General features: G+C 68.0%; 20 protein-coding genes and 1 tRNA gene. 5 read left to right on the top strand and 16 right to left on the bottom strand.

The genetic code is table 11. From position 1 onward, the window contains the following. Positions 1–16 precede the first annotated feature (16 nt). Entirely contained in the window at positions 17–757 is a 741-nt protein-coding gene (locus C4N9_RS17860; RefSeq protein ID WP_109534718.1) for a heparan-alpha-glucosaminide N-acetyltransferase, read from the bottom strand. A gap of 96 nt (positions 758–853) precedes the next feature. Further along, complete coding sequence (locus tag C4N9_RS17855) at positions 854–1606, bottom strand: tellurite resistance TerB family protein (RefSeq protein WP_109534717.1); 753 nt, start codon at positions 1604–1606, stop codon at positions 854–856. A gap of 216 nt (positions 1607–1822) precedes the next feature. Between C4N9_RS17855 and C4N9_RS17850 the strand changes: the two genes are divergently transcribed. After that, positions 1823–3448: a thiamine pyrophosphate-binding protein gene (locus C4N9_RS17850; protein ID WP_109534716.1), complete on the top strand. Its 1626-nt coding sequence runs from the start codon at positions 1823–1825 to the stop codon at positions 3446–3448. Positions 3449–3479: 31 nt separating this feature from the next. Here C4N9_RS17850 and trpS read toward each other — a convergent pair whose 3' ends face one another. Beyond that, positions 3480–4481 (bottom strand): tryptophan--tRNA ligase, encoded by a 1002-nt coding sequence (gene trpS, locus C4N9_RS17845; protein ID WP_109534715.1) that lies wholly within the window; start codon positions 4479–4481, stop codon positions 3480–3482. A 307-nt stretch (positions 4482–4788) separates the two neighbouring features. Here trpS and C4N9_RS17840 point away from each other — a divergent pair, with 307 nt between their 5' ends. Next, complete coding sequence (locus C4N9_RS17840; RefSeq protein WP_109534714.1) at positions 4789–5379, top strand: exopolysaccharide biosynthesis protein; 591 nt, start codon at positions 4789–4791, stop codon at positions 5377–5379. Between the two features lie 41 nt (positions 5380–5420). On the opposite strand, the gene C4N9_RS17835 is transcribed toward C4N9_RS17840, so the two are convergent. From C4N9_RS17835 to coxB, 5 genes are read right to left on the bottom strand one after another with little or no spacing between them, the layout of a single operon-like run. Continuing rightward, positions 5421–6452, bottom strand: a complete 1032-nt coding sequence (locus tag C4N9_RS17835) for a c-type cytochrome (protein WP_109534713.1) — start codon at positions 6450–6452, stop codon at positions 5421–5423. After that, on the bottom strand, positions 6449–7033 hold the full coding sequence (locus tag C4N9_RS17830; RefSeq protein ID WP_109534712.1) for a cytochrome c oxidase assembly protein: 585 nt from the start codon (positions 7031–7033) through the stop codon (positions 6449–6451). The genes C4N9_RS17835 and C4N9_RS17830 overlap by 4 nt, the downstream gene beginning before the upstream one ends. Continuing rightward, a complete protein-coding gene (locus tag C4N9_RS17825) occupies positions 7030–7449 on the bottom strand; it encodes a hypothetical protein (RefSeq protein WP_109534711.1) in 420 nt (139 codons plus the stop codon). Before C4N9_RS17825 ends, C4N9_RS17830 begins: the two co-directional genes overlap by 4 nt. Beyond that, entirely contained in the window at positions 7446–10022 is a 2577-nt protein-coding gene (gene ctaD / locus C4N9_RS17820) for a cytochrome c oxidase subunit I (protein WP_109534710.1), read from the bottom strand. Before ctaD ends, C4N9_RS17825 begins: the two co-directional genes overlap by 4 nt. Continuing rightward, entirely contained in the window at positions 10019–11026 is a 1008-nt protein-coding gene (coxB, locus tag C4N9_RS17815; RefSeq protein WP_109534709.1) for a cytochrome c oxidase subunit II, read from the bottom strand. The genes ctaD and coxB overlap by 4 nt, the downstream gene beginning before the upstream one ends. A gap of 345 nt (positions 11027–11371) precedes the next feature. Between coxB and C4N9_RS17810 the strand changes: the two genes are divergently transcribed. Beyond that, positions 11372–12052, top strand: a complete 681-nt coding sequence (locus C4N9_RS17810) for a hypothetical protein (RefSeq protein WP_109534708.1) — start codon at positions 11372–11374, stop codon at positions 12050–12052. Between the two features lie 89 nt (positions 12053–12141). Here the strand turns inward: C4N9_RS17810 and C4N9_RS17805 are convergent. The 4 genes from C4N9_RS17805 to C4N9_RS17790 all read right to left on the bottom strand — a co-directional run bounded on the left by C4N9_RS17805 (position 12142) and on the right by C4N9_RS17790 (position 15874). Next, positions 12142–12218: transfer RNA gene (locus C4N9_RS17805), tRNA-Arg, on the bottom strand. A 109-nt stretch (positions 12219–12327) separates the two neighbouring features. Continuing rightward, positions 12328–13716: a sensor histidine kinase gene (locus C4N9_RS17800; RefSeq protein ID WP_109534707.1), complete on the bottom strand. Its 1389-nt coding sequence runs from the start codon at positions 13714–13716 to the stop codon at positions 12328–12330. A 22-nt stretch (positions 13717–13738) separates the two neighbouring features. Then, positions 13739–15151, bottom strand: a complete 1413-nt coding sequence (locus tag C4N9_RS17795; protein WP_109534706.1) for a dihydrolipoyl dehydrogenase family protein — start codon at positions 15149–15151, stop codon at positions 13739–13741. A gap of 3 nt (positions 15152–15154) precedes the next feature. Next, positions 15155–15874: a TVP38/TMEM64 family protein gene (locus C4N9_RS17790; RefSeq protein WP_109534705.1), complete on the bottom strand. Its 720-nt coding sequence runs from the start codon at positions 15872–15874 to the stop codon at positions 15155–15157. A gap of 290 nt (positions 15875–16164) precedes the next feature. Between C4N9_RS17790 and rpmH the strand changes: the two genes are divergently transcribed. Continuing rightward, positions 16165–16299 carry a 50S ribosomal protein L34 gene (rpmH, locus tag C4N9_RS17785; protein ID WP_109534704.1) on the top strand — a complete coding sequence of 45 codons (135 nt, stop codon included), beginning with the start codon at positions 16165–16167 and terminating at the stop codon, positions 16297–16299. A 121-nt stretch (positions 16300–16420) separates the two neighbouring features. Beyond that, a complete protein-coding gene (gene rnpA / locus C4N9_RS17780) occupies positions 16421–16756 on the top strand; it encodes a ribonuclease P protein component (protein ID WP_109534703.1) in 336 nt (111 codons plus the stop codon). Between the two features lie 97 nt (positions 16757–16853). On the opposite strand, the gene glyS is transcribed toward rnpA, so the two are convergent. The 4 genes from glyS to C4N9_RS17760 form a co-directional block, all read right to left on the bottom strand. Next, on the bottom strand, positions 16854–19025 hold the full coding sequence (gene glyS, locus C4N9_RS17775) for a glycine--tRNA ligase subunit beta (protein WP_109534702.1): 2172 nt from the start codon (positions 19023–19025) through the stop codon (positions 16854–16856). Positions 19026–19145: 120 nt separating this feature from the next. Continuing rightward, positions 19146–20042, bottom strand: a complete 897-nt coding sequence (locus C4N9_RS17770) for a DUF1206 domain-containing protein (RefSeq protein WP_109534701.1) — start codon at positions 20040–20042, stop codon at positions 19146–19148. A 60-nt stretch (positions 20043–20102) separates the two neighbouring features. Then, positions 20103–20615: a DUF6446 family protein gene (locus tag C4N9_RS17765; RefSeq protein WP_245902611.1), complete on the bottom strand. Its 513-nt coding sequence runs from the start codon at positions 20613–20615 to the stop codon at positions 20103–20105. Then, the gene (locus tag C4N9_RS17760; RefSeq protein ID WP_109534699.1) at positions 20612–21556 is read right to left on the bottom strand and encodes a glycine--tRNA ligase subunit alpha; all 945 of its coding nucleotides are present in this window, start codon (positions 21554–21556) and stop codon (positions 20612–20614) included. Before C4N9_RS17760 ends, C4N9_RS17765 begins: the two co-directional genes overlap by 4 nt. Between the last annotated feature and the right edge of the window lie 204 nt (positions 21557–21760).

Here is a 21760-nt window from a genome sequence, read left to right as displayed (position 1 = left end):
TGGTGGAATGTGCGCGCTAGCCGAACAACCGGAAGATGACAAACATGCTGCCCAGCAAAACGGGCTGATGCAGCAGGTACAGCATCAGGCTATGCCGCCCGGCCCAGGCCAGTCCGCGCCCGAGGGGACCGGGTTGCAGGCGGGGCTTCGCGCCCACCAGAAAGGCGCGCGCCAGCGCCATGCCCAGCAGGAACGGGCCAAACCACGGAAAGATCGGTTCCAGGTCCATGCTGGGCGGTTGCAGCGCGGAGAAGCCGATCCATGCCAGCCAGCGGGTATCGAAAACCGGCGATTGCACCAGATAGGGCAGCGCCCAGACCGCCACACCCAGAAGCGCCAGCGCCCAGGCGGGCCAGCGCAGCACCAGAAGGCCCAGAATGCGGCCCGCGACGATCATGTGCAGGATGCCGAAGAACACCCAGACCTCGCCCAGCGCGACATAGGTGACCATGCTGACCAGAAGCGCCGCCAGCGCGACCTTCGCGGTGTCGCGCCAGAAGACCGGGCGGTTCAGCCCGCCCCGCGCGGCAAGGATCAGGCTGACGCCCGCAAGCAAGACGAAACTGCCCGCGACCAGACGCGCGAACATCCGCCATGGCAGCGAGCTGATCGTTCCCGGCTCGATCTGTCCGAAAAACTCCAGGTCGAAGGTGAAATGAAAGATCACCATGCCGATCAACGCAACGCCCCGCGCGATGTCGATCGACACAAGACGCGGATAGGGGCGTGCGGCCTGATCGGGTGAGTCGTCGTTCATGCCGCGCCTTTCGTCCTGGATCCGTGCAGGACAACAAAGCGCCTGCCGCCGCCCTGTCAAGGGCGGCGGAGCGGGGCATGGCGGTTCGGACTCGGGTCAGACGCCGCTTTCGACGGTCGCCTCGATCTCGCGCACAAGGCCCTGTTCCAGCCGCAGGCTGGTGGCAAGCCGGTCGAGATAGGCGCGTTCCTCGGGCGTGTCGGGATCCATCGCCAGGAGCGAGGCGGCATAAAGTTCCGCCGCGACCTCGGGCGACGAGGCGAAGGCGGTGACGCGGCCCGGATCCTGCGGCGCGGCCAGTTCATCCATGACAAAGGCCTTGGCCTCGGGCGACAGGTCGAGCGTCTCGATATGGCCGAAGATGCGCTGTTGCTCCTGCGCGTCGACATGGCCGTCGGCCTTGGCGCCCTGGATCATCGCGACGATCACGCCGCGCGCCAGTGTTTCGGCTCCGGCGGGCGTGCGGTCGGGCGCGAAACCGCTATCGGCGGGCGGCGCCTGAAGCTGCGCGGGCTGGGCGCCGCCCTGGTTGCTCTTGTGGCGCTGCCACGCGGTATAGGCCAGCGCGCCGACCGCAGCCAACCCGCCGAGCTTCAGCGCGGTGCCCGCGCCCTTGCCCAGCATCTTGCGCGATTTCTTGTTGCCGATGAGCAGGCCCACAAGCCCCCCGGCGGCGGCGCCTTTCCACAGCTGGCCGTTGCCCGACGCGGCCTGCGGCGCGGTGCCCGACGCGGCCTCGGGCATTCCGGCGCTGCCGGCACCGCCCGTCAGTTCCCGCGCCATGCGGGACAGATCGCCCCCCTGCGCCGAATTCATCACCTGATCCAGCAAACGCCGCGCGTCGAACATCCGGGCTTTCCTTTCGTGTTACGGGTCCTGTTCCGACGTGGGGACCGGCGGGCGAAATTCAAGAACGCGGTGGCGGTGGCCCACGCGTTGGTGATCGCGCCGCGCGGTTTTCGCCCCTCATCCGCCCCCGCTTGCCCGGCGGCGGTTCCCCCGCGCGCGGAAATGGTGTTTTCTCCGCGGCGCCGGAGCGGCACGCGCGGGACCGAGGGGAGAGCCATGAGCGAGACGACCTATTGCCATCAATCCATCGCACAGGCGGTGCTGGATCACGGGATCGGCACGATGTTCGGGCTGATGGGCGATGCCAATCTGTTCATGGTGGATCACTATGTCCGGGCGGGCGGCGGCACCTTCGTGCCGGTCGCGCATGAAGGCAGCGCGGTGCTGATGGCGCTGGCCTATGCGCAGGTTTCGGGCGGTGTGGGTCTGGCCACGATCACCCACGGCCCGGCGCTGACCAATTGCTCGACCGCGCTGACCGAAGGCGTGCGGGGGCGTCTGCCGATGGTGCTGCTGGCAGGCGACACGGCGGTGACGGCGCCCGAGAATCCCCAGAACACCGATCAGCGCGAGGTGGTGAAGGCCACCGGCGCCGGGTTCGAGCAGATGCGCTCGGCCGCCCATGCGGCCGAGGATATCGCCATCGCCTTCTATCGCGCGCGGATCGAGCGGCGGCCCGTCGTGGTCAACATGCCCTCGGACCTCATGTGGGACGAGACACCCCATCGCCCGCGCGTGCTGCCGGTCTTCGACACGCCCGCCTTCGTGCCCGAAGGCGAGGCCCTCGACGCGGCCATCGGCATGATCGCCTCGGCCCGGCGGCCCGTGGTGCTTGCCGGGAAGGGGGCGGTCGGGGCCCGCGACACGCTGATCGCGCTGGCCGAACGGCTGGAGGCGCCCCTGGCCACCACGCTCAAGGCCAAGGGTCTGTTCGAGGGGCATCCGGGCAATATCGGGATTTTCGGCACGCTCAGCACGCCCGGCGCCTATGATGTGATCGCCAAGGCCGATTGCGTCATCGGTTTCGGCGCCAGCCTGCATCTGTTCACCACCGACCGGGGCAAGCTTCTGGGGGGCAAGCGGGTGGTGCAGGTCAATACCGATCCCGCGACCTTCACCGCGAATTACCGCCCCGATGCCGCGCTGATCGCCGATGCCGGGCTGACGGCGGGGAATATCCTGCACTGGCTCGACGAGGCCGAGATCGCGCCGTCCGGCTTTGCTACCGAGATCGACGCGGCCAGCGTCACGCGTCACCCGCCCGGGCGGGCCGGGGCGGCGTCGCCGGGGCATGTGGATTTCGCGTATGCGCTCGACCGGCTCGACGCGGCCCTGCCGCGCGCGCGGGTGCTTGCGACCGATGGCGGGCGCTTCATGACCGAGGTCTGGTGCCGGCTGTCGGTTCCCGATCCCCGGCGCTTCCTGCTGTCGACGAATTTCGGCTCGATCGGGCTGGGGCTGCAGCAGGCCATCGGCGCGGGGCTGGCCGCGCCGGGCGTGCCGGTGGTCGTGTTCACGGGCGACGGGGGTTTCATGGCCGGGGGCCTGACCGAGTTCAACACGGCGGTGCGGATGGGGCTGGACCTGATCGTGATCGTCGCCAACGACGCGGTCTACGGGGCCGAGCATATCCAGTTCCGCGACCGGCAGATGGACCCGGCCCTGTCGCAATTCGACTGGCCGTCTTTCGCCGCTGTCGCCACCGCGCTGGGCGGGGTGGGCGTCACGGTGGCCTCGGCCGGTGATCTGGACGCGGCGGAACAGGCGATCGCGACCCGCGACCGCCCGCTTCTGATCGAGCTGAAACTCGACCCCGACGACGTCCCGCCGATGCGCAAGTGACGGGCTCTGCCCCGCCCCGGCGCTTCAGTGATCAGAGCCGGAACAGGCCGAGCGCCTCGATCACGTCGCGCCTCGTGGCCTCGGTCCGGGCGCGGGCGTGCTCGGTCCCTTCGCGGATGATCCGCAGAACATAATCCGTGTCCTGCGCCAGCGCCGCGCGGCGTTCGCGGATCGGTGCGATCAGGGTTTGCAGGATGTCTTCCAGCCGTGCCTTGATCCGCCCGTCCCCCAGACCGCCGCGCCGGTAATGTGCCTTCAACTCGGCCAGCCCCGCGCGATCCTCGTCGAACGCATCGAGATAGGTGAAGACGACATTGCCTTCGACGCGGCCCGGATCCTCGACGCGCAGATGGCCGGGATCGGTGTACATCGCCCGGACGGCGGCGCGGATCGTGTCGGGCGAGGCCGAGAGCGCAATCGCGTTGCCACCGGATTTCGACATTTTCGCCTTGCCGTCGATGCCCGGAAGCCGCCCCGCCTCGGGGATCAGGGCCTGCGCCTCGGGCAGGACGGGGTGGCCGGCGGTGGCGTTGATGCGGCGCACGATCTCGTTCGTCTGCTCGATCAGCGGCGCCTGATCGGCGCCCACCGGCACCACGGTCGCCCGGAACGCGGTGATGTCGGCGGCCTGCGCCGCCGGGTAGCACAGGAAGCCCGCCGGGATGTCGCGCCCGAAACCGCGCGCGCGGATCTCGTCCTTGATCGTGGGATTGCGTTCCAGCCGGGCGACGGTGACGAAATTGAGATACAGCATCGACAAGTCGGCCAGCGCCGGCAGATGCGATTGCAGGCAGATGGTCGAGCGCGCCGGGTCGATCCCCACGGCAAGGTAATCGAGCGCGACCTCGATCACGCTGCGGCGCACCTTGGCGGGGTCATGGGCGTTGTCGGTCAGCGCCTGCGTATCGGCGAGCAGCAGGAACTGCTCGTGGCTGTCCTGACAGCGCAGGCGATTGGCAAGCGAGCCCGCGTAATGGCCGATATGCAGCGGGCCGGTGGTGCGGTCTCCGGTCAGGATGACGGGTTTGGTCATGGTGTGTCCTCTGGGAATGGGCGAGGGGCCGCAGGGGGGACACAGAGAACACGAAAGGCCGCCCATGCGGCGGCCTCGAGGAACAGGAAACGTCCGGCCGCCTTGTCAGGAGGCCAGCCACCACAGGGTCGTCAGGATCTGCGCGTTTTCCATGGCGCCGGTCTTAGCCCCGGCCGGCGCGGCGGTCAACCGAGCGCGTGTCGCGGGCCGCATGACGCCTTGAAGCCCGGCCGCCGCGGGAACAACCGCGCGATCCTGACGTTGATGTCGCAGGAACGGGAACAGGCAAGGGGAACGGGCAAAGGCGATGGCGCAGGACGAGCGGAACCGGAAGGCGCTGAGCCATGTTCTTGACGAGCTCGAGCAATCGGTCGAGGGCAAGGAGGTGCGCGTCCAGCACGTGATCGACACGCTGGGACATCAGTCCTTTCCCGCGCTCATGCTGATCTTCTCGCTGATCTCGACCTCGCCGGCGAGCGCGATTCCGGGCATAACCGCGGTGGTCGCGCTGATCGTGTTTCTCCTGGTGGTCCAGATGATCATCGGGCGCGATCACGTCTGGCTGCCGGATGTCATCACCCGCCGGAAGATGGATAGCGGCAAGCTGTGCAAGGGCATCCGCTGGCTGCGGCGGCCGACGGAATTCGTCGAGAAATTCGCCCGGCCCCGCTGGACCGCGCTGACCCATCGCCCCTGGCTCTGGCTGCCGCTGATCCTTGTTCTGTTTCTGACGCTCTTCATGCCCTTCATGGAGATCGTGCCGACCTCGGGCTCGGTCGCGTCGGCGGCGATCGCCTTTTTCTCGGCGGGCTTGCTGACGCGGGATGGCGTGCTGATCGCGCTGGCGCATATCCCGCTGCTGGCGGCGCCGGTGATCGTCTATACGCTGGGAGCCTGAGGCGGGCTGAGCGCCTTGTGCGGCGCCGCTCCTCAGGGCCGTCAGTTATCCGGGGCCGGGGCCTGCTGCGCAAACCAGCGCGACAAGGTGTCGATCTGTGCGTCCGTCAGATCGCGGGCGGCTGCCTCCATCAACGGCGATCCGGTGCGGATCCCGTCGCGCCACAGATCCAGCTGCTGCGCCAGATAGGCGGCGTTCTGCCCTCGGATGGCGGGGCCGGCGCGACCGGGCGCAGGCCCCGCGTCCCGGTCCGGCCCGTGGCACGCGGTGCAGGCCGGGACGTCGCGCGTGCCCCGCATGGCCAGCGTGCGGCCCGTTTCGTCCTCCGTTCCGGGATCCGCCGGGCTGTCGTAGCGCACCCTCAGCGCCGCCATTTCGGCCGCAAGCGCGGCGATGTCGTCCCCGTCCACCCGGCTCATCGCCTGTTCCATGATGCCGCTGGGCCTGAGGCCCGAGGCATAGGCGCGCATCTGCGCTTCAAGGTAATCCGCCGGCAGCAGGTCCAGCCGGGGCACCGGGCCGGCGACGTTTTCGTGGCAGGTGGCGCAATAGGCGCGGGGTTCGGTCACCTCGGCCAGCGCGGCGGTATCGGGCGCGGGGCCGGTCTCGCGGATCGCTTCCAGATAGGCGACGACCGCCCAGACCTCGTCCCCCCGCTGCCGGGCGGGCCAGCCCGGCATCCCGGTCATCTTGGCCCCGTTCTCGACGATCCAGTGCAGCTCGTTGGGTTCCCAATGCGCGATCGCCTCCGAGATATGCGGCGGCTCGGGGACCATCGCGGTGCTGGTCGCGGTGCGCTGTTGTCCGGGGGCGGCATGGCAGGGCAGGCAGGCGGTGGCATAATGCCCGGCGCCAAGCGCGACCAGATCGGGGTCGTCCAGGTCGGGGGCATCGGCCATCGACGGCGCGCGCAGGCTGACCGAATTGCGGAACGTCGTGTGCAGCACCCATCCCACGGCGGGCAGGTGCCCGGCCTGGGCCGACACATTGTAGAGCCCGAACGCCACGACCGAGCCCCCCGCGACAGCGCCCAGCCCGGCGAGGGCGGCAAGGGTGATGAGAACAGCCTTCATGCCCGGACCTCGGTTTTCAGGGCGCGCGCGGTCAGCGCAACGCCGGCCAAAAGATAGACAGGGGTTCCGATGCCCAGCATCAGCATCCCGCCCAGCTGCTGCCCGGTCAGGTCGGGGGCGGTGCCGCAAAGCTCGAAATACAGGTCGCGCGGGGCAAGGATCAGCAGCGCGCCCAGCAGCGTCATGTGCATCGAGGTCAGCAACAGCCCGCCCGCGCCGGCCAGCGGCTGCGCCGCGGCAAGGCACCCGGCCCAGACCAGCAGCCCGGCCAGCAGGAAGCTGCCCTGTTCGGTGACGAATCCGGTCAGGCTGTTGCGTCCCGTGGCATGGGCCGCCGGCAGGTGCCACGCCCAGACCACCACGAATTCCAGCGCGGCGGCCAAGAGCGGCGGGATCGCCATCCGCCGCGCCAGCCCCGGCAGGCCCAGAACCAGAAGCGGTGCGGCGACCGCGACCAGCCCCATATGGCGCAGCATGTGCACCGGGAAGAGCGGCAACCAGCGGTCGAGCGGCAATAGCCACAGCACGGCCAGGCAGGCGAGCGCGGGCAGAAGGTAGCGTCCTTTCACCGGCAAGGTCATTGGCACCCCCCGATCAGGATCAGCGGCATCGACACGAAGATCACGCCGATGGCCGAGATCACCGACAGCAGAAAGGCCGCGTGGCCGAGGAAGCGGTGGCGGCTTTCCGGCGTGCCCTCGGGATGCTCCAGCTGCCCGGTGACCAGAACGCGCCATTGCCGGAGCGAGCGGAAACCCAGCCAGGCAATGATCGCAAGCGCCAGCAGGCTGAGCGCGGTCAGCACGGCTTGCACCGTGGCAATCGGGATCAGCTCCTTGGCACAGGACAGCGAGACAAGCCCGTAGCACAGCACGAAATGCAGCGCCCAGACGGTGGGGGCGAAGGTGATGCGCCAGAGACTGTGCGCCTCGGCGGCAAAGGCATGGCGGTCCTCGTCCTCGCGCGGGCGGTCGGAAGTATTGCTTTCGTCGTTCATATCAGCCTCGGGGCCAGGCCGATGACCGCGCAGGCGACCAGCGACGACAGCACGAAGAAATGCGAGAACAGCGCGACATTGCACAGATCGGCATCGTGATGCGGCGTGAGCTTGCCCGCGAAGCTGCCGGCCAGGCAGTAGAGATGCATCACCACGGCCAGCGCGGCATGGACGCAGATCCACAGAGCGATGGCGCAGATCACGGCCGGGTAGACATGGCTGGTCGGGTCGAGCGGCCAGACCGCCAGCGCCAGCGCGCCGCCGCCCGTGGCCGCCGTCAGGGCGGCCCCGGCCAGCGCAAGGCGGGCGGCGGTGACCGCGCCATGCCGGTTCCAGCGGCGCGCCAGCAGGACCAGCCCCCAGGCGGCGGCAAGCGCCAGCGCCGCCAGCGCGGTTTCCCCGGCCCCTGCATGCAGGGCGCCGTCGGGCGGGAAGTCGTCCTGCGCGGTCCAGTAGAAGAAAAAGCCGAAGATGATCGAGGCAAAGGCCGTCGCATCGCCCAGCATGGTGATCCACATCGCCCACCAGCCCACGCTGTCGGGCCCCGAGACATAGGTGGGCAGCGACAGGCCCAGGCCCACATCCTTGCGCTCGGCCTCGGGCGGGCGGGCGGTCGCGGTCCAGAGCCAGTACAGGATCGCCATGCCCGCGAAGACGCCGCAGACCACGGCGGGCCAGTAATAGCCGAAGGTCGGGAAGATGAAGCACCCGCCGGTAAAGGCGGCGGCGACATGCGTGATCCAGCTGGGCCCGGTGACGCGCTGGACCTGCAGCGGGCGCGCGTCGATCACGCTGGTGATCAGGGTCTCGCGCCGGCCTTCCTCGGCATCGGGCAGGTAGTAGCGCCCGGCATCCATTCGCTCGAGTATCCCGGGCTGCTCCCAGAGCGGGTAGCGCGTGGTGACATGGGGGATCGAGCGCACGCCCCAGGCTTCCTCGGGGATGTCATGCGACCATTCCAGCGTGCCGGCCTGCCACGGATTGCGCGGCGGTTGGGGCTGCTTGCCCTTGGGGCGCAGCAGGTCCCAGACGAAGACAAGGAACCCCGCCGCGATGATGAAGGCGCCCACGGTCGAGATCAGGTTCAGCCAGTCCCATCCCAGCCCCGTCGGATAGGTGTAGATCCGGCGCGGCATGCCCAGAAGGCCCGTCAGGTGCATGGGCAGGAAGCAGATGTTGAAGCCGGTGAAGATCAGCCAGAAGGACCAGCGGCCCAGCCTCTCGGACAGCATCTTCTTGCTGATGAAGGGGAAGAAGTAATAAACCCCCGCGATCACCGGAAAGATCATTCCGCCGAACAGCGTGTAATGCAGGTGGGCGACGATGAAATAGGTGTCGTGGACCTGGAAATCGAACGGCGCGATGGCCAGCATCACCCCCGTCAGCCCGCCCAGCGTGAACACCGCCAGCGCGCCCGCGATCCACAGCATCGGCAGGTTCATCGTCACCCGCCCCACCAGCAGCGTGGCGAGGAAGGCGAAAAGCTGGATGCCGGTCGGGATCACCACCGCCTGCGACGCGGCCGAGAAGAAGCCGAGCGAAATCGACGGCAGGCCCGTGGTGAACATGTGGTGCACCCACAGCCCGAAGGACAGGAAGCCCACGCCCACGGCCGACAGCACGATCCACGAATAGCCCACGATGGGGCGCCGGGCCACGGTCGGGATGACCATCGCCGCGATGGCGATCGAGGGCAGGAAGACGATATAGACTTCCGGGTGACCGAAGATCCAGAACAGGTGCTGCCACAGCATCGGGTCGCCGCCCCGCGTCGGGTCGAAGAACGGCCAGTCGAGCGAGCGTTCCAGTTCGAACAGGAAATCGCCCGCGATGAGCGGCGGGAAGGCGAACAGGATCATCCCGCCGACGACCAGCACGTACCACGCATAAAGCGGCATCATGTTGACGCGCATGCCGGGCGGGCGGCATTTCAGGGCGCCGACGATCAGTTCGACCGCCGCGGCGATCGACGCGATCTCGATGAAGGACAGTCCCAGAAGCCAGATGTCGCTGCCCGGGCCCTCGTCCTGCGTGGCGAGGGGCGGATACATGAACCAGCCCGCGCGCGGGGCGATGTCGAACAGGATCGACACCAGCACGAAGGTGCCGCCGATCAGGAAACACCAGTAGCCGAAAGCCGACAGCCGCGGGAAGGGCATGTCGCGCGCGCCCAGCATCCCGGGCAGAAGCAGGATCGAGATCGCCTCGAACATCGGCACGGCGAACAGGAACATCATCGCCGAGCCGTGCAGCGTGAAAAGCTGGCTGAAGCGGTCCGAGGACACCAGGTCATTGTCGGGCACCGCCAGTTGCAGCCGGATGATCAGCGCCATCACCCCCGCGCAAAGCATGAAGGCCAGCGCCGTCAGGCAATACCATTTCCCGACCTCGGTATTGTTGACCGCCGTCCAGTAGCGCCAGCCTTTCGGCGTCCGCCATGCCGCGCGCAGCCGGTCCGCCTGCGCGCGCTGCAACGCTTCGGGCACGGGTTCGGCCAGCATCTCGGGCGTGGGCGGATAGGGACCGAGGGGGCGACGGTCGGGCGGCGGCAGGGCGGCTTTGTCGGCGCTCATTCGAGACCTCTCAGATACTGGGCGAGATCGGTGGCCTCGGCCTCGGACAGGTGATCATAGGCGGGCATCTCGACCTCGGGCTTGAGATCCCCGGTATGGGTGATCCAGGCACGATAGGCGTCAAGCGAGACCCCCAGCCGCCCGGCGCCCAGCGTGGTGCGGCTGCCGACGCGGGTCAGGTCCGGCCCGACCACGCCGATATGTTCCGTGCCGCGGATCGTGTGGCAGGCCCCGCAGCCTTCGCGCGTGAAGATCCCGGCGCCGCGACGGGCTGCGTCGCTCAACGCCGTCTGCGCGGGCCCGGCCTGCGCGGCAAGCCAGTCGTCGAAGGCTTCGGGCGCCATGACATGCGCCTCGAAGGCCATCCAGGCATGGCTGGCGCCGCAGAATTCGGCGCATTGGCCGCGATAGGTGCCGGGCTGCGTCGGACGCAGGCTGAGAAAGGTCTCGCGGCCCGGAAACATGTCCATCTTGCCCCCCAGCGCCGGGATCCAGAACGAATGGATGACATGCGCGGAATCAAGGATAAGCTCCGTGCGCTGCCCGGCGGGAAGCCGGATCTCGTTGGCCGAGATGACGGGCTCGGTCGCGCCCTCGGGCCAGTATTCCACCCGCCACCACCACTGCTCGCCGGTGACGCGGATCCGCAGCCCGTCGCCCGCCTGCCGGTGATCGGGCAGGATCGACAGGCCCCAGACAAGCAGCGCCGAGATCACGACGAAGGGCAGCACGATGCCGCCCCCGACGATCAGCCAGCGTGCGACGGTTTCGGACTGGGCCTGCACGCGGATCCGGGTCAGGTAGAAGAACAGCCCGTTCATCGCCAGAAACAGCACGACGGCGCCCGACAGCATGACCCAGAAGAGCGTGGCAAGGACCGCTGCATCCTCGCCCGCCGGGGCGAGCGCCGATTGCGCGCCCTCGCAGCCGGCCAGCAGCGGCAGCGTCAGTGCGGCGGACAGCGCTTTCGGGCGCGCAGCGGCGCGCGCCTTCGAGCGGGGCATTGATCTGGGCGTCAGGCGGCGTGAGGGCACGATCGGTTCCGGTGTCAACAGGTTGTGAACACGCAGGCGGCGACAATGTTCCAAGAAAAGTGACCCGGCAGGGCACTGGGCGCGGAGCGCAGGCCCCGGGGTTTGGGGGCAGGGCGCTGGCCTGAAGTTCCCGCTTAACCGTCAGGCGGCCGTTGGGTTCCATAGGAAAACTGCTGAAGAATTGCAGGAACCCCTGCGCCCTGCACGGGTTGTATGGGCCGTTTGCAAAGGAAAGGGTTCTGCCATGTCGTGCGATCTTGCGGATTTGCGCGCGCACCCGTGGTGCGTCGAAAGCCTCTGGCGGGGTGTCTGGCCATGATGTCGTTCCTGTCGGAATATTCGGGGCTGATCGAAATCGGATCGAGCCTGCTCATGGCGCTGATCTGGATTCTGTATCTGCAATTGTTCTGGAACCAGCTGCAGCGCCAGCGCCGGACGGAATTGCTGATCCAGATCGGCGGCAAGCCGGATTCCGGGGCCACGATCATCGTCACCAATCTGGGACTCGAGCCCGTGGCGCTGCAGGAGATCCTGCTCACCGTCCCCGAGGCAGACGGAGAAGGCGAGCATGTCGCGGCGGTCTCGCAAAAGGGCGACGGGGTGGTCGATGGCAGCAAGCCGCAGCATCTGGGTACCGGCACGCTGAACAGCGGCGCCAGCCTGGACGTGGGGCCCGTCACACAGCTGTTCCGCCGCCTGTCGCAGATGGCCGATCACGAGATCACGGTGGAAAATGTCAGCTGGTTCCGCATCACGCTGGTGGCGATCACCGCGTCGAATACCGAGATCGCGGCCGCCGAACGGGCGTTCGAGGTCGAAGGCAAGGGCGCGTCGCTGCGCATTCTGCCCACCAGCATCACCGCCCGGCAGATCCGCAACCGCCGCGAACGGCGAAGCCTGGACCGGACCGTGCACACGATCATGCGGCGGGATAGCGTAACGACATCGCCGCGATCCAGGCGCACGCACGAGATCGAGGCCCGCGCCGCGCGGTAAGGCGGGACTCGGACGGGGCGGCGTTGGGCGAGACAGGGGCGGCGCAAAGAAAAAGGGCTCGGGCAAAATGCCCAAGCCCTTGAATTCTTTGGCGCACCCGAAAGGATTCGAACCTCTGACCCCCAGATTCGTAGTCTGGTGCTCTATCCAGCTGAGCTACGGGTGCGCTGTGGGGCGTCATGTACCGCCCTCTGTCGGACAGCGCAAGGGGGGCATGCGGATTTCTTGTGCGAAATTTCCGGCCGGGGGCCGGGCCGCCGGACAGGAGCCCGCGCCTATATCGCGTGCGGCAGAAGGATGCGGAATTCGGTGCCATCCGCGTCGCTGCGCTCAAGGCTGAGCGTACCGCCATGCCCGCGGATCAGCTCGGCCGCGATCACCAGCCCCAGCCCGGTGCCGCCCTTGCGCGCCCCGCCCTGAAAGGCCGCGAACAGGTTTTCGCGCGCCCGCTGCGGCAGGCCCGGCCCGGTATCGATCACGCGGATCGCGGTGCCGTCCTCGGCGTCGCGGGCCGTGACTTCGATACACCCCTCCTTGCCGGTGGCCTCGATCGCCTGCCGGGCATTGCGCACCAGATTGGTCAGCACGCGGTGGATCTGTTCGGGATCGGCGCGCAGGCTCAGCGTCGGCGGCACATCGACAAGGAACTCGACCAGCTGCGCGCCGTCGGCGGTCGCCATGGTTTCGCTTTCCACCAGGTCCTCGACCATCGGACGCAGGGCGAATTGCGTGAGCCGGGGCGGCGGTTCCTCGGCCTTGCCGAAGGCGAGGGTCGATTCGCACAGGCTGATCGCGCGCGACAGCGAGTTCAGCAGCTTGGGCGCGGCACGCGCGACCTTGGGGTCGTCCGAGCGTTCGATCCGGTCGGCCAGCAGCGAGGCCGTGGACAGGATGTTGCGCAGATCGTGGCTGACGCGCGCGACGGCGCCGCCCAGCTGCGCCAGCCGCTCTTTCTGACGCAGGGCCTTCATCAGGTCTTCCTGCAGATGCAGCAGGGCTTCCTCGGCCTCGCGCAATTCGGTTACCCGGCTGTCGGGCACGATGAGCGAGCGCGCATCCTCGGGCGCCTTGGCATAGGTCGCCATCGACCGCACGACGCGCCGGATCGGGGTCACGATCAGGCGCTGCACCGCCAGGAACAGCAGGGCGGCGGTGGCGACCGAGATGATCAGCGACAAAACGAGGATACGCATCGCGTAATCCTGCAGGCTGTCGCGCATCGGGTCGGCATTCATCGTGACCTCGATCAGCAGTCCCGCTTCCTGCACCGGATCCCCGATCAGCCGGATGACGGTGTTGTCGGGCAGGAACAGCGCGGCGAGCCCGTCGCGCATCAGCGGCCAGATCGAGCCGTCGCGCAGATCGTAGGTCGCGCTGACCGGAGCCGGGACCGGCGAGGACAGGACCAGTTCGCGCACCGCGTCGCGCCGTAGCACGACGTTGTAGACCCCCGCCGTATCCAGAAGTTCCTCGGCCAGCTTGTCGCTGATCTGCCCGTCCGAGGCCAGGAGCGCGAGCGAGGCGATCTGCGCCCGCTCGACCCGGGTCAGCAGGTAATCCTCGCGGTAGCGTGCCACGTAGGGCACGAAGATCAGCACCTCGGCCAGCAGCACGAAGATCATCGTGAGCAGCAGGAAGCGGCCTGAAAGCGTCCGAAAGAACATACCCGTCCCGCGATCGTCGTGGCTATGGGATCCAGCGCTGAATCGCGCGCACCACGGTCTTGATCAAATGATTATCAAACAGTTTCGGGCTAAAATAGGCAGAGGCGGCGCGTTTGGAAAGCTCTGCCATGGTCGGATAAGGCATAACGGTTGCGGCCAAAGCGCCCATTTTCATCTTATTGGCGATCATCATCGACCAGAGCGCGATCTGTTCGCCGGCCCCCGCCCCCACCAGCGTGGCCCCGACCGGGCGGCCGCCGACCTCCATGACCTTCAGGAAGCCCCGCGTCGTGCCCTCGGCCAGCGCGCGGTCATTGCCGTCCATCGCCACCCGCAGGACCTGCATCCGCCCGCCGAATTTCTCGCGCGCCTGCGATTCGGTCAGGCCCACCTGCGCCAGTTCGGGCTGGGTATAGGTCACGCGCGGGATGTGGTCGTCGCGGACCCGCGCGGGCAGGGAAAACAGCGCCGAACGCACGACCTGCCCGGCATGATAGCCCGCGAGATGGGTGAATTGCCCGCGCCCGGCGGCGTCGCCCACGGCATAGACACGTCGGTTGGTGCGGCTGCGCAGATTGTCATCGGTGTCGATGCCGGTTTCGGAACGGCGCACATGCGCGCGGTCCAGATCCAGCCGGTCCAGCGCCGGGCTGCGGCCCACCGCGACCAGAAGATGCGTCCCCACGAAGATCGTGCCGCCCGCGACCTCGACCTCGATCCCGCCGGTGCGGCCGCCGACGCGGCGGGCCTGCGTGTTCTCGACGATCTCGATTCCCTCGGCGCGCAGCCGCTCGAGCACCAGCGCCGCTGCCTCGGGGTCTTCGCGCCCCAGCGCCGTGCCCCCCTCGATCACCGTGACCGACGAGCCCAGCCGCCGATGCGCCTGCGCCATTTCCAGCCCGATGGGCCCGCCACCGATGATCAGCAGATGACCCGGCGGCTCGCGCAGGTCGAAGATCGTCTCGTTGGTCAGGTAGGGCGTGGCGTCGATCCCCTCGATCGGGGGGACGAGCGGGCGCGAGCCGGTGGCGATGACGAAGCGCCGGGCGCGGATGGTCTGCCCGCCCGCCTGAAGCGTGTCGGGGCCAGTGAAACGCGCCCAGTCGCGGATCACGGTCACGCCAAGGCCCTCGAACCGCTCCTGGCTGTCATGGGGCGCGATAGCGGCGATGGTGTCGGTGACATGGCGCCTGGCGGCGGCGAAATCCACGGACGGCGCGCTGCCCTCGACGCCCGGCCCGCCTGCGCGCACCGCCTGCGCGGCCTTGCCCGCGGCCAGCAGCGCCTTTGACGGCACGCAGCCGTAATTCAGGCAGTCGCCCCCCATCCGGTGCCCCTCGATCAGCACGACCGAGGCGCCCATCTGCGCCGCGCCTGCCGCCACCGAAAGGCCGCCGGAACCGGCACCGATGACGCACAGATCGGTCTTGAGCATGGTCTAGGGTCTCCGCTTGCGGTTGATGAGAACGGGCAGCAGCGACAAGGCCGCCAGCCCAAGGATAGGCCCCAGCACATAAGGTTCAAATATGACAGACAGATCGGGCCGCTCGCCACGCTCGAACACCGCGCCCAGGCCGGCGCCGATCCAGGTATAGACCAGCGCGCCCGGCAGGATGCCCACGAAGGTGGTCCACGCGAAGCGCCGCGCCGATACGTCGAGCAGCGCGGGGATCAGGTTGGCCACGAAGAACGGCACGACCGGGATCAGCCGCATGGACAGAAGCATCGGAACCTCGTTGGCGCGGATGCCGTCGCTCAGGCGGCGCACGCGGCCGTCCGAGGCGTCGATCCGCGCCCTGAGCCCCCGTCCGAAGCCCTGCCGCACGGCCAGAAACAGCGCCAGCGCCCCCAGCGTGGCGCCGGTGACGTTGTAGAAGACGCCGGGAAACAGCCCGAACAGGAAGCCGCCCGTGAGCGTGGCCCAGGTGGCGCCGGGCAGCGAAAAGGCGACGATCAGCAGATAGGCGGCCATGAACAGCGCGGGCGTGACGACGGGATGCGCGGCGGCGAAAGCCAGAAGCGTCTCGCGGTTCTGCGCCAGCGTGTCAAAGCTCAGCCGGTCGCGGAACAGAACGAAGCCCGCCACCGCGCCGGTGACGATCAGCGCCAGCGGCAGCCAGCGGCGCAGGGCAGAGAAAGGCGGTTCTTGCGGTGTCATGCCTGCCGGGACGAAACGGGACGCGGCGCTGTTACACGCCCTTGCCGGGATTCGCCCTTTCGTGGCAGGCTCGGGGCCCGAGGGCAACTGCCATGCAGGGTTTCAGGGGCCCGGTCGTGGGGGAACGGCGCCCGGGGCGGCGTTTTTTGGCGCTGGGGGCCGGAATATCGGCGCGTTTCGGCCCGCGCGGCGTTGACTTGGGGCGCGACCCCGGCTATTGCCCGGCCCTCAGAACATGACGCCCTCGAATCCCGGCCATTGGATTCGGGCCGACAAGAAGGACCGAAGCAATGAAACGTACTTTCCAGCCGTCGAACCTGGTTCGCAAGAAGCGCCACGGTTTCCGGTCGCGCATGGCCACCAAGAGCGGCCAGAAGATCCTGAACGCGCGTCGCGCGCGCGGCCGCAAGAAGCTGTCGGCCTGATCTTTCGGGATCGGGCCTTTCGGCCCGAGGTGACGCCTTTGACGCCGCCGGATGTGCCCCTGACCTGCGATCGTGCGGGTGACAGGCGGCCCCGGCGGCTTCGTCATGCGTGGGTGCTGGCATGAATGTCCTCAAGCAACGGCGCGATTTCCTGGCCGCGGCGCGGGCACGCCGGGCGCCGGCCCCCGGTTTCCTGCTGCAGGCCCGCGAGCGCGCCGAGGGCGAGCCGGGCGAGGGTCTGCGGGTGGGCTTTACCTGCTCCAAGAAGGTGGGCAACGCGGTGGCGCGCAACCGCGCCAAGCGGCGTCTGCGGGCGCTGGCGCGCGAGGTGCTGGCGGGGCAGGGGCTGAGCGGCTGGGATTACGTTCTGGTGGGCAAGCCGGGCGCGACGATCGAGCGGGATTACGCGGCGCTGAAGGACGATCTGCTTCGGGCGCTGGCGCGGATCCACGGCTGACAAGGGGGGCCAGCCCCCCTCGGGCTTGCGCCCTCACCCCCCGGGATATTTATGGAACAAAGATAAGGGGCGCCAGTTTCGGGCGCCCCTTTGTCGTTCAGCCGTCGAGCTTGCCGAGATCGGCGACAGAGAGACAGATCTGGCGGATCCGGCTGAGCAGGTTCAGCCGGTTGCGGCGCAGGATCTCATTGTCGGTATTGATCTGCACGGCGGTGAAGAAGGCATCGACCGGCGCGCGCAGGGCCGCCATGGCGGCCATGGCGGTGGCGAAATCTTCCCGTGCCATGGCCGGGGCGATCTGTTGCTCCGCGGCGTCGAGGGCGGTGAAGAGCGCGCGTTCCTCGTCCGTTTCGGCGAATTTCGGGTCGGCGCCGAAAGAGTATTCCACGCCGTCCTTTTCCTCGGCCTGCGTCAGGATGTTGTTGGCGCGCTTGTAGGCCTGGATCAGGTTCTCGCCGTCATCGGTTTCCAGCGTGGCCTGCAGCGCGCGGGCGCGGGCGACCAACAGGGTGAGGTCGTCATTGCCCGGCATGGCCAGGCAGGCGTCGATCACATCGTGGCGGATGCCCTGGTCGCGCAGGTAGACCTTCAGGCGGTCGTGGAAGAAGGCGAGGAGGTCCGCAGCAAGCGCTTCGAACTCGTTGACATCAATTACTGCGCGAGAAGCAAACTCTTCTAGCCCACCCATCGTAGCAAACGCGTTAGGGCTGTTGGCGGCTACGCTAAATTGGCGAGCCACTTCGTTTCTTTGCAGTTGCCCGATAACCGGTGAAGCCAAGTCCAAGCGCACATTATTTTCAAGCACCAACCGGATCACCCCCAACGCGGCGCGGCGCAGCGCGAAGGGGTCTTTCGAACCCGTCGGTTTTTCGTCGATGGCCCAGAAGCCGGTGAGCGTGTCGATCTTGTCGGCCAGCGCCACGGCGACGGAGACCGGCTCGGTCGGGACGTCGTCCGAGGGGCCGAGGGGCTGGTAATGCGCCTTGCAGGCATGGGCAACGGCGTCGGGGAGGCCCGCGGCCTTGGCGTAGTAGACGCCCATCGTGCCCTGCAGCTCGGGGAATTCGCCCACCATGGCCGATTGCAGATCGGCCTTGGCGATTTCGGCGGCTTCATGCGCGAGGTCGGGCGAGGCGCCCACAAGCGGCGCGATTTCGCGGGCGAGGGCAGAAATGCGATCTATCCGCGCTTTCTGGCTGCCCAGCTTGTTGTGGAAGGTGACGTTGGCCAGACCTTCGGCCATGCCCGAAAGTCCGACATTCGCCACCACGCGCAAGTCGTTCTCCCAGAAGAATTTCGCGTCCGACAGGCGGGCGGCGAGCACCTTCTGGTTGCCGGCCAGGATGGTGGCGCCGTTATCGGCGGTCTCGCGGTTGGCGACTGTCACGAAACGAACAATCTGCCCCGACTTGTCCTTGAGCGAGAAGAACTTCTGATGCTCGCGCATCGAGGTCTGCAGCACTTCGGGCGGCAGCGACAGGAAGTCGGCGCCGATCTCGCCCACCAGCACGACGGGCCATTCGACGAGGCCCGCGACCTCGGCCAGAAGGCCCGGGTCTTCGACCAGTTCAAGCCCCAGCGCGAAGGCCTGGTTCTGCGTTTCGTTGAGGATCGCCTCGGCCCGCTCGGCGGCGTCGAGCACCACGAAGGCGCGTTTCAGCTTGGCCGCGTAATCCTCGAATCCGGACACGGTGAAGGGCTCGGGCGCCATGAAGCGGTGGCCGCGCGTGGTGTTGCCCGCCCTGATGCCGTCGATGTCGAGCGGCACGATGTCGGCGCCCGCCTCGGTCACCATCAGCGCGATGATCGAATGCAGCGGACGCACCCAGCGCAGGCTGCCCGATCCCCAGCGCATCGATTTGGGCCAGGGGAAGTTGCGGATGGTTTTTTCCAGCACGGGGGCGAGGATCTCGGCGGCGGGTTGGCCGGGTTTCTCCACGATGGCGAGGTAGAAGGCGCCCTTCTTGTCCTCCTTGGTGATCAGGTCGTCCATGCCCAGCCCGGTCGAACGCAGGAAGCCGTCGATGGCCTGTTGTGGCGCGCCGATCTTGGGACCCTTGCGCTCTTCGCGCAGGGTGGGGCTTTCCGAGGTCAGGCCCTCGATCGCCAGAACCAGCCGGCGCGGGGTCGAGAAACTGCGCGCATGGGCATAGGTCAGTCCACTTTCGACCAGCCCGTCGGTGACGAGTTTGCGCAGATCCTCGGCCGCGCGGGTCTGCATGCGGGCGGGGATTTCCTCGGAGAAGAGTTCGATCAGGATATCGGGCATGGCATCACCGGGGCGCTCTCTGGGGCATCTGTCTTGACGCCCCGGTGCTTATCGGTCCTGCCGTTGCGCGGCAAGCCGGTAGCGCCGATTTTCCGGTGACGGGCCGGAGCCGGCATCGGGTCAGGTCGCGCGGCGCGCCTGTTCGCGGGCCTCGGCCTTGGCGCGCTGGGCGATGGTGGTCATCGTGCCCGAGGACCGCACGCCCGGCACCACGCGGTAGCGCGCCTCGACCAGGTTTTCGATCCCGAAGCCCAGGATACCCAGCCCGACCGCGCCCAGCAGGATCCGCCCGGCGGTGAGCGAGCGGATATATTCGAGCGCGCCGCCGATGCCCTTGGCCTCGGCCGGGTTGGTGCTGATCGCGGCGTAGAGAAGGAAGGCGCCGGCGATGCCCAGCACAAGGCCGTAGCTGACGAAGCCCCAGCGCAGCAGCGGTTGAAGTTTCTGCGTCGTCTCGGTGCTCTGGATGTAGCGTTCGTACTTCTGCTGCCAGCCCTTGAGGACATAGTGCACGCCCGCGCCGATGATGCACAACGCGACGATCCCGACGATCCAGCGCCCGGCGGGCATCTGCATGAGCGTGGCGGTCCAGTCCGAGGCCCCGCCAGATCCTGCGCCCGATCCCCCGCCAGATCCTGGGCCCGACCCGCTGCCGGCGCCCAGCGGCAGCGTGGCGATGGCGCCGCCGATGCCGATATGGATCAGCCCGGTCACCACGAGGCCCAGCCGCTGGGCATGGCCTTCCTCGTCATCGCCGCGGCGTTCGAGGTCGTAATAGGCGGCGATCAGGCGCCAGATGCCGTAACAGACGAAGCCGAGCGCCACGAGCCAGAGCAAGACCTGTCCGAAAGGCGCCTCGCGCAGCGTCCGGAGCGCGCCCTGCGTGCCCTCGGTCCGGCCGCCGGTTGCGGCGGCGGTCGAGGTCAGGGCGCCGAGAATGAGGTAAACGATGCCGCGCGAGGCGTAGCCCGCGCGCATCATCGGCACGACCCAGTCCGGGGCTCTTTGATCGGTCATGCGGCCTCTCCCATGGCATTGCAGGCATGGGGAAAGCGCATGGCGGGGCGAAAAGGTTCCCTAGTCGCGGATCGCGGCGGGCGGGGGCGGGCAACCGGCGGGGGCGGGGTCGCCGTCGTAAACCGCTTCGCCGCAAGCGTTGATCATCGGCCAGACATAGGCGCGGCCATCGGGATAGAGCGCCATCACCCGGTCGAACCCGTAGGGTGCGTTTTCCTCGACCATGACCGGGCGGGCGCGGCCCGCCAGAAGATCCTCGCCGATGGTTTCGGCGTCGAAACAGTCGAACCAGCCGGGCGCGTTCAGGGGCTCGGAATGGTCACGCTCGACCAGATCGGGCAGTTCGCCCACGACGGTGAAGCACGCGCGGTAGCGCAGCGGCGAAGAATAGCTGTCGATGCCGCGGAAAGCCGCGATCTCGAGCCGCGCGGTGCCGCCATCGGGCGTGGCGACCTGATAGCCGATCTGTGGCTCGAGTTCTTCGTAATAGCCGTAGACCTGCAGGTAATACATGAAGCCGCCGGTCAGCGCGGCGGCCAGCACGATGACGATCGCGGCGATGCGACCGGTCACGCCTGCGCCCCTTCGGGCGTCCAGCCGCCCGCCTCGGTCTGCACGAAGGCATCGGCGCATTTCTTGGCCAAGGCGCGGACGCGGCCGATATAGGCCTGCCGCTCGGTGACCGAGATCACGCCGCGCGCGTCCAGCAGGTTGAACAGGTGGCTGGCCTTGATGCACTGGTCATAGGCCGGGTGGGCCATGACGATGCGCTTGCCCGAAGTGGGATCCTGCGGCTCGAAGGCCAGCAGTTTCTCGCATTCGGCCTCGGCATCCTCGAAATGGCGCAGCAGCATGTCGGTCGTCGCGCCGTCGAAGTTGTGGCGCGAATATTCCTGCTCGGTCTGGCGGAAGATGTCGCCATAGGTCAGCGCAATGGGCGCCTGCGGATCGTTGAACGGCATCTCCATCACATGGTCGATGCCCAGCACGTACATCGCCAGACGCTCCAGGCCATAGGTCAGCTCGCCCGAGACGGGTTTGCAATCATGCCCGCCGACCTGCTGGAAATAGGTGAATTGCGACACTTCCATGCCGTCGCACCAGACCTCCCATCCCAGACCCCAGGCGCCCAGCGTGGGGGATTCCCAGTCGTCCTCGACGAAACGCACGTCGTGCAGCGCGGTGTCGATGCCGATCGCGTCGAGCGAGCCCAGATACAGCTCCTGCAGATCGGGCGGCGAGGGTTTGATCAGCACCTGATACTGGTAGTAATGCTGCAGCCGGTTCGGGTTCTCGCCGTAGCGGCCATCCGTGGGCCGGCGCGAGGGCTGCACATAGGCCGCGGCCCAGGGCTGCGAGCCGAGCGAGCGCAGCGTGGTCGCCGGGTGGAAGGTCCCGGCGCCGACTTCCATGTCATAGGGTTGCAGCACGGCGCAGCCCTTGGCCGCCCAATAGGCCTGAAGCCTCAGAATGATTTCCTGGAAGCTGCGCGGTTTGTCGGAACTGGCGGGCATGCGGGGCCTATAGACGGGAACGGAAATTGCGGATCCTTGGTTCAGCGCTTCAATAGGCGCAGGCCGGGGCAGGGTCAACGTCGCGCACCGCCGCAGGGCATGGCGCCGGGCGCGGACGGGCGTGCTGCGGCGGCGCGGAAAAAATGCCACGCCCCGTGGTCAAGGCCCGTTCCTAACCTAATTTTTATCGGCACTTGCTTGACG

The organism is Pararhodobacter marinus, assembly GCF_003122215.1.
Taxonomy (GTDB): domain Bacteria; phylum Pseudomonadota; class Alphaproteobacteria; order Rhodobacterales; family Rhodobacteraceae; genus Pararhodobacter; species Pararhodobacter marinus.
This window is presented reverse-complemented; position numbering and strand designations above follow the sequence as displayed.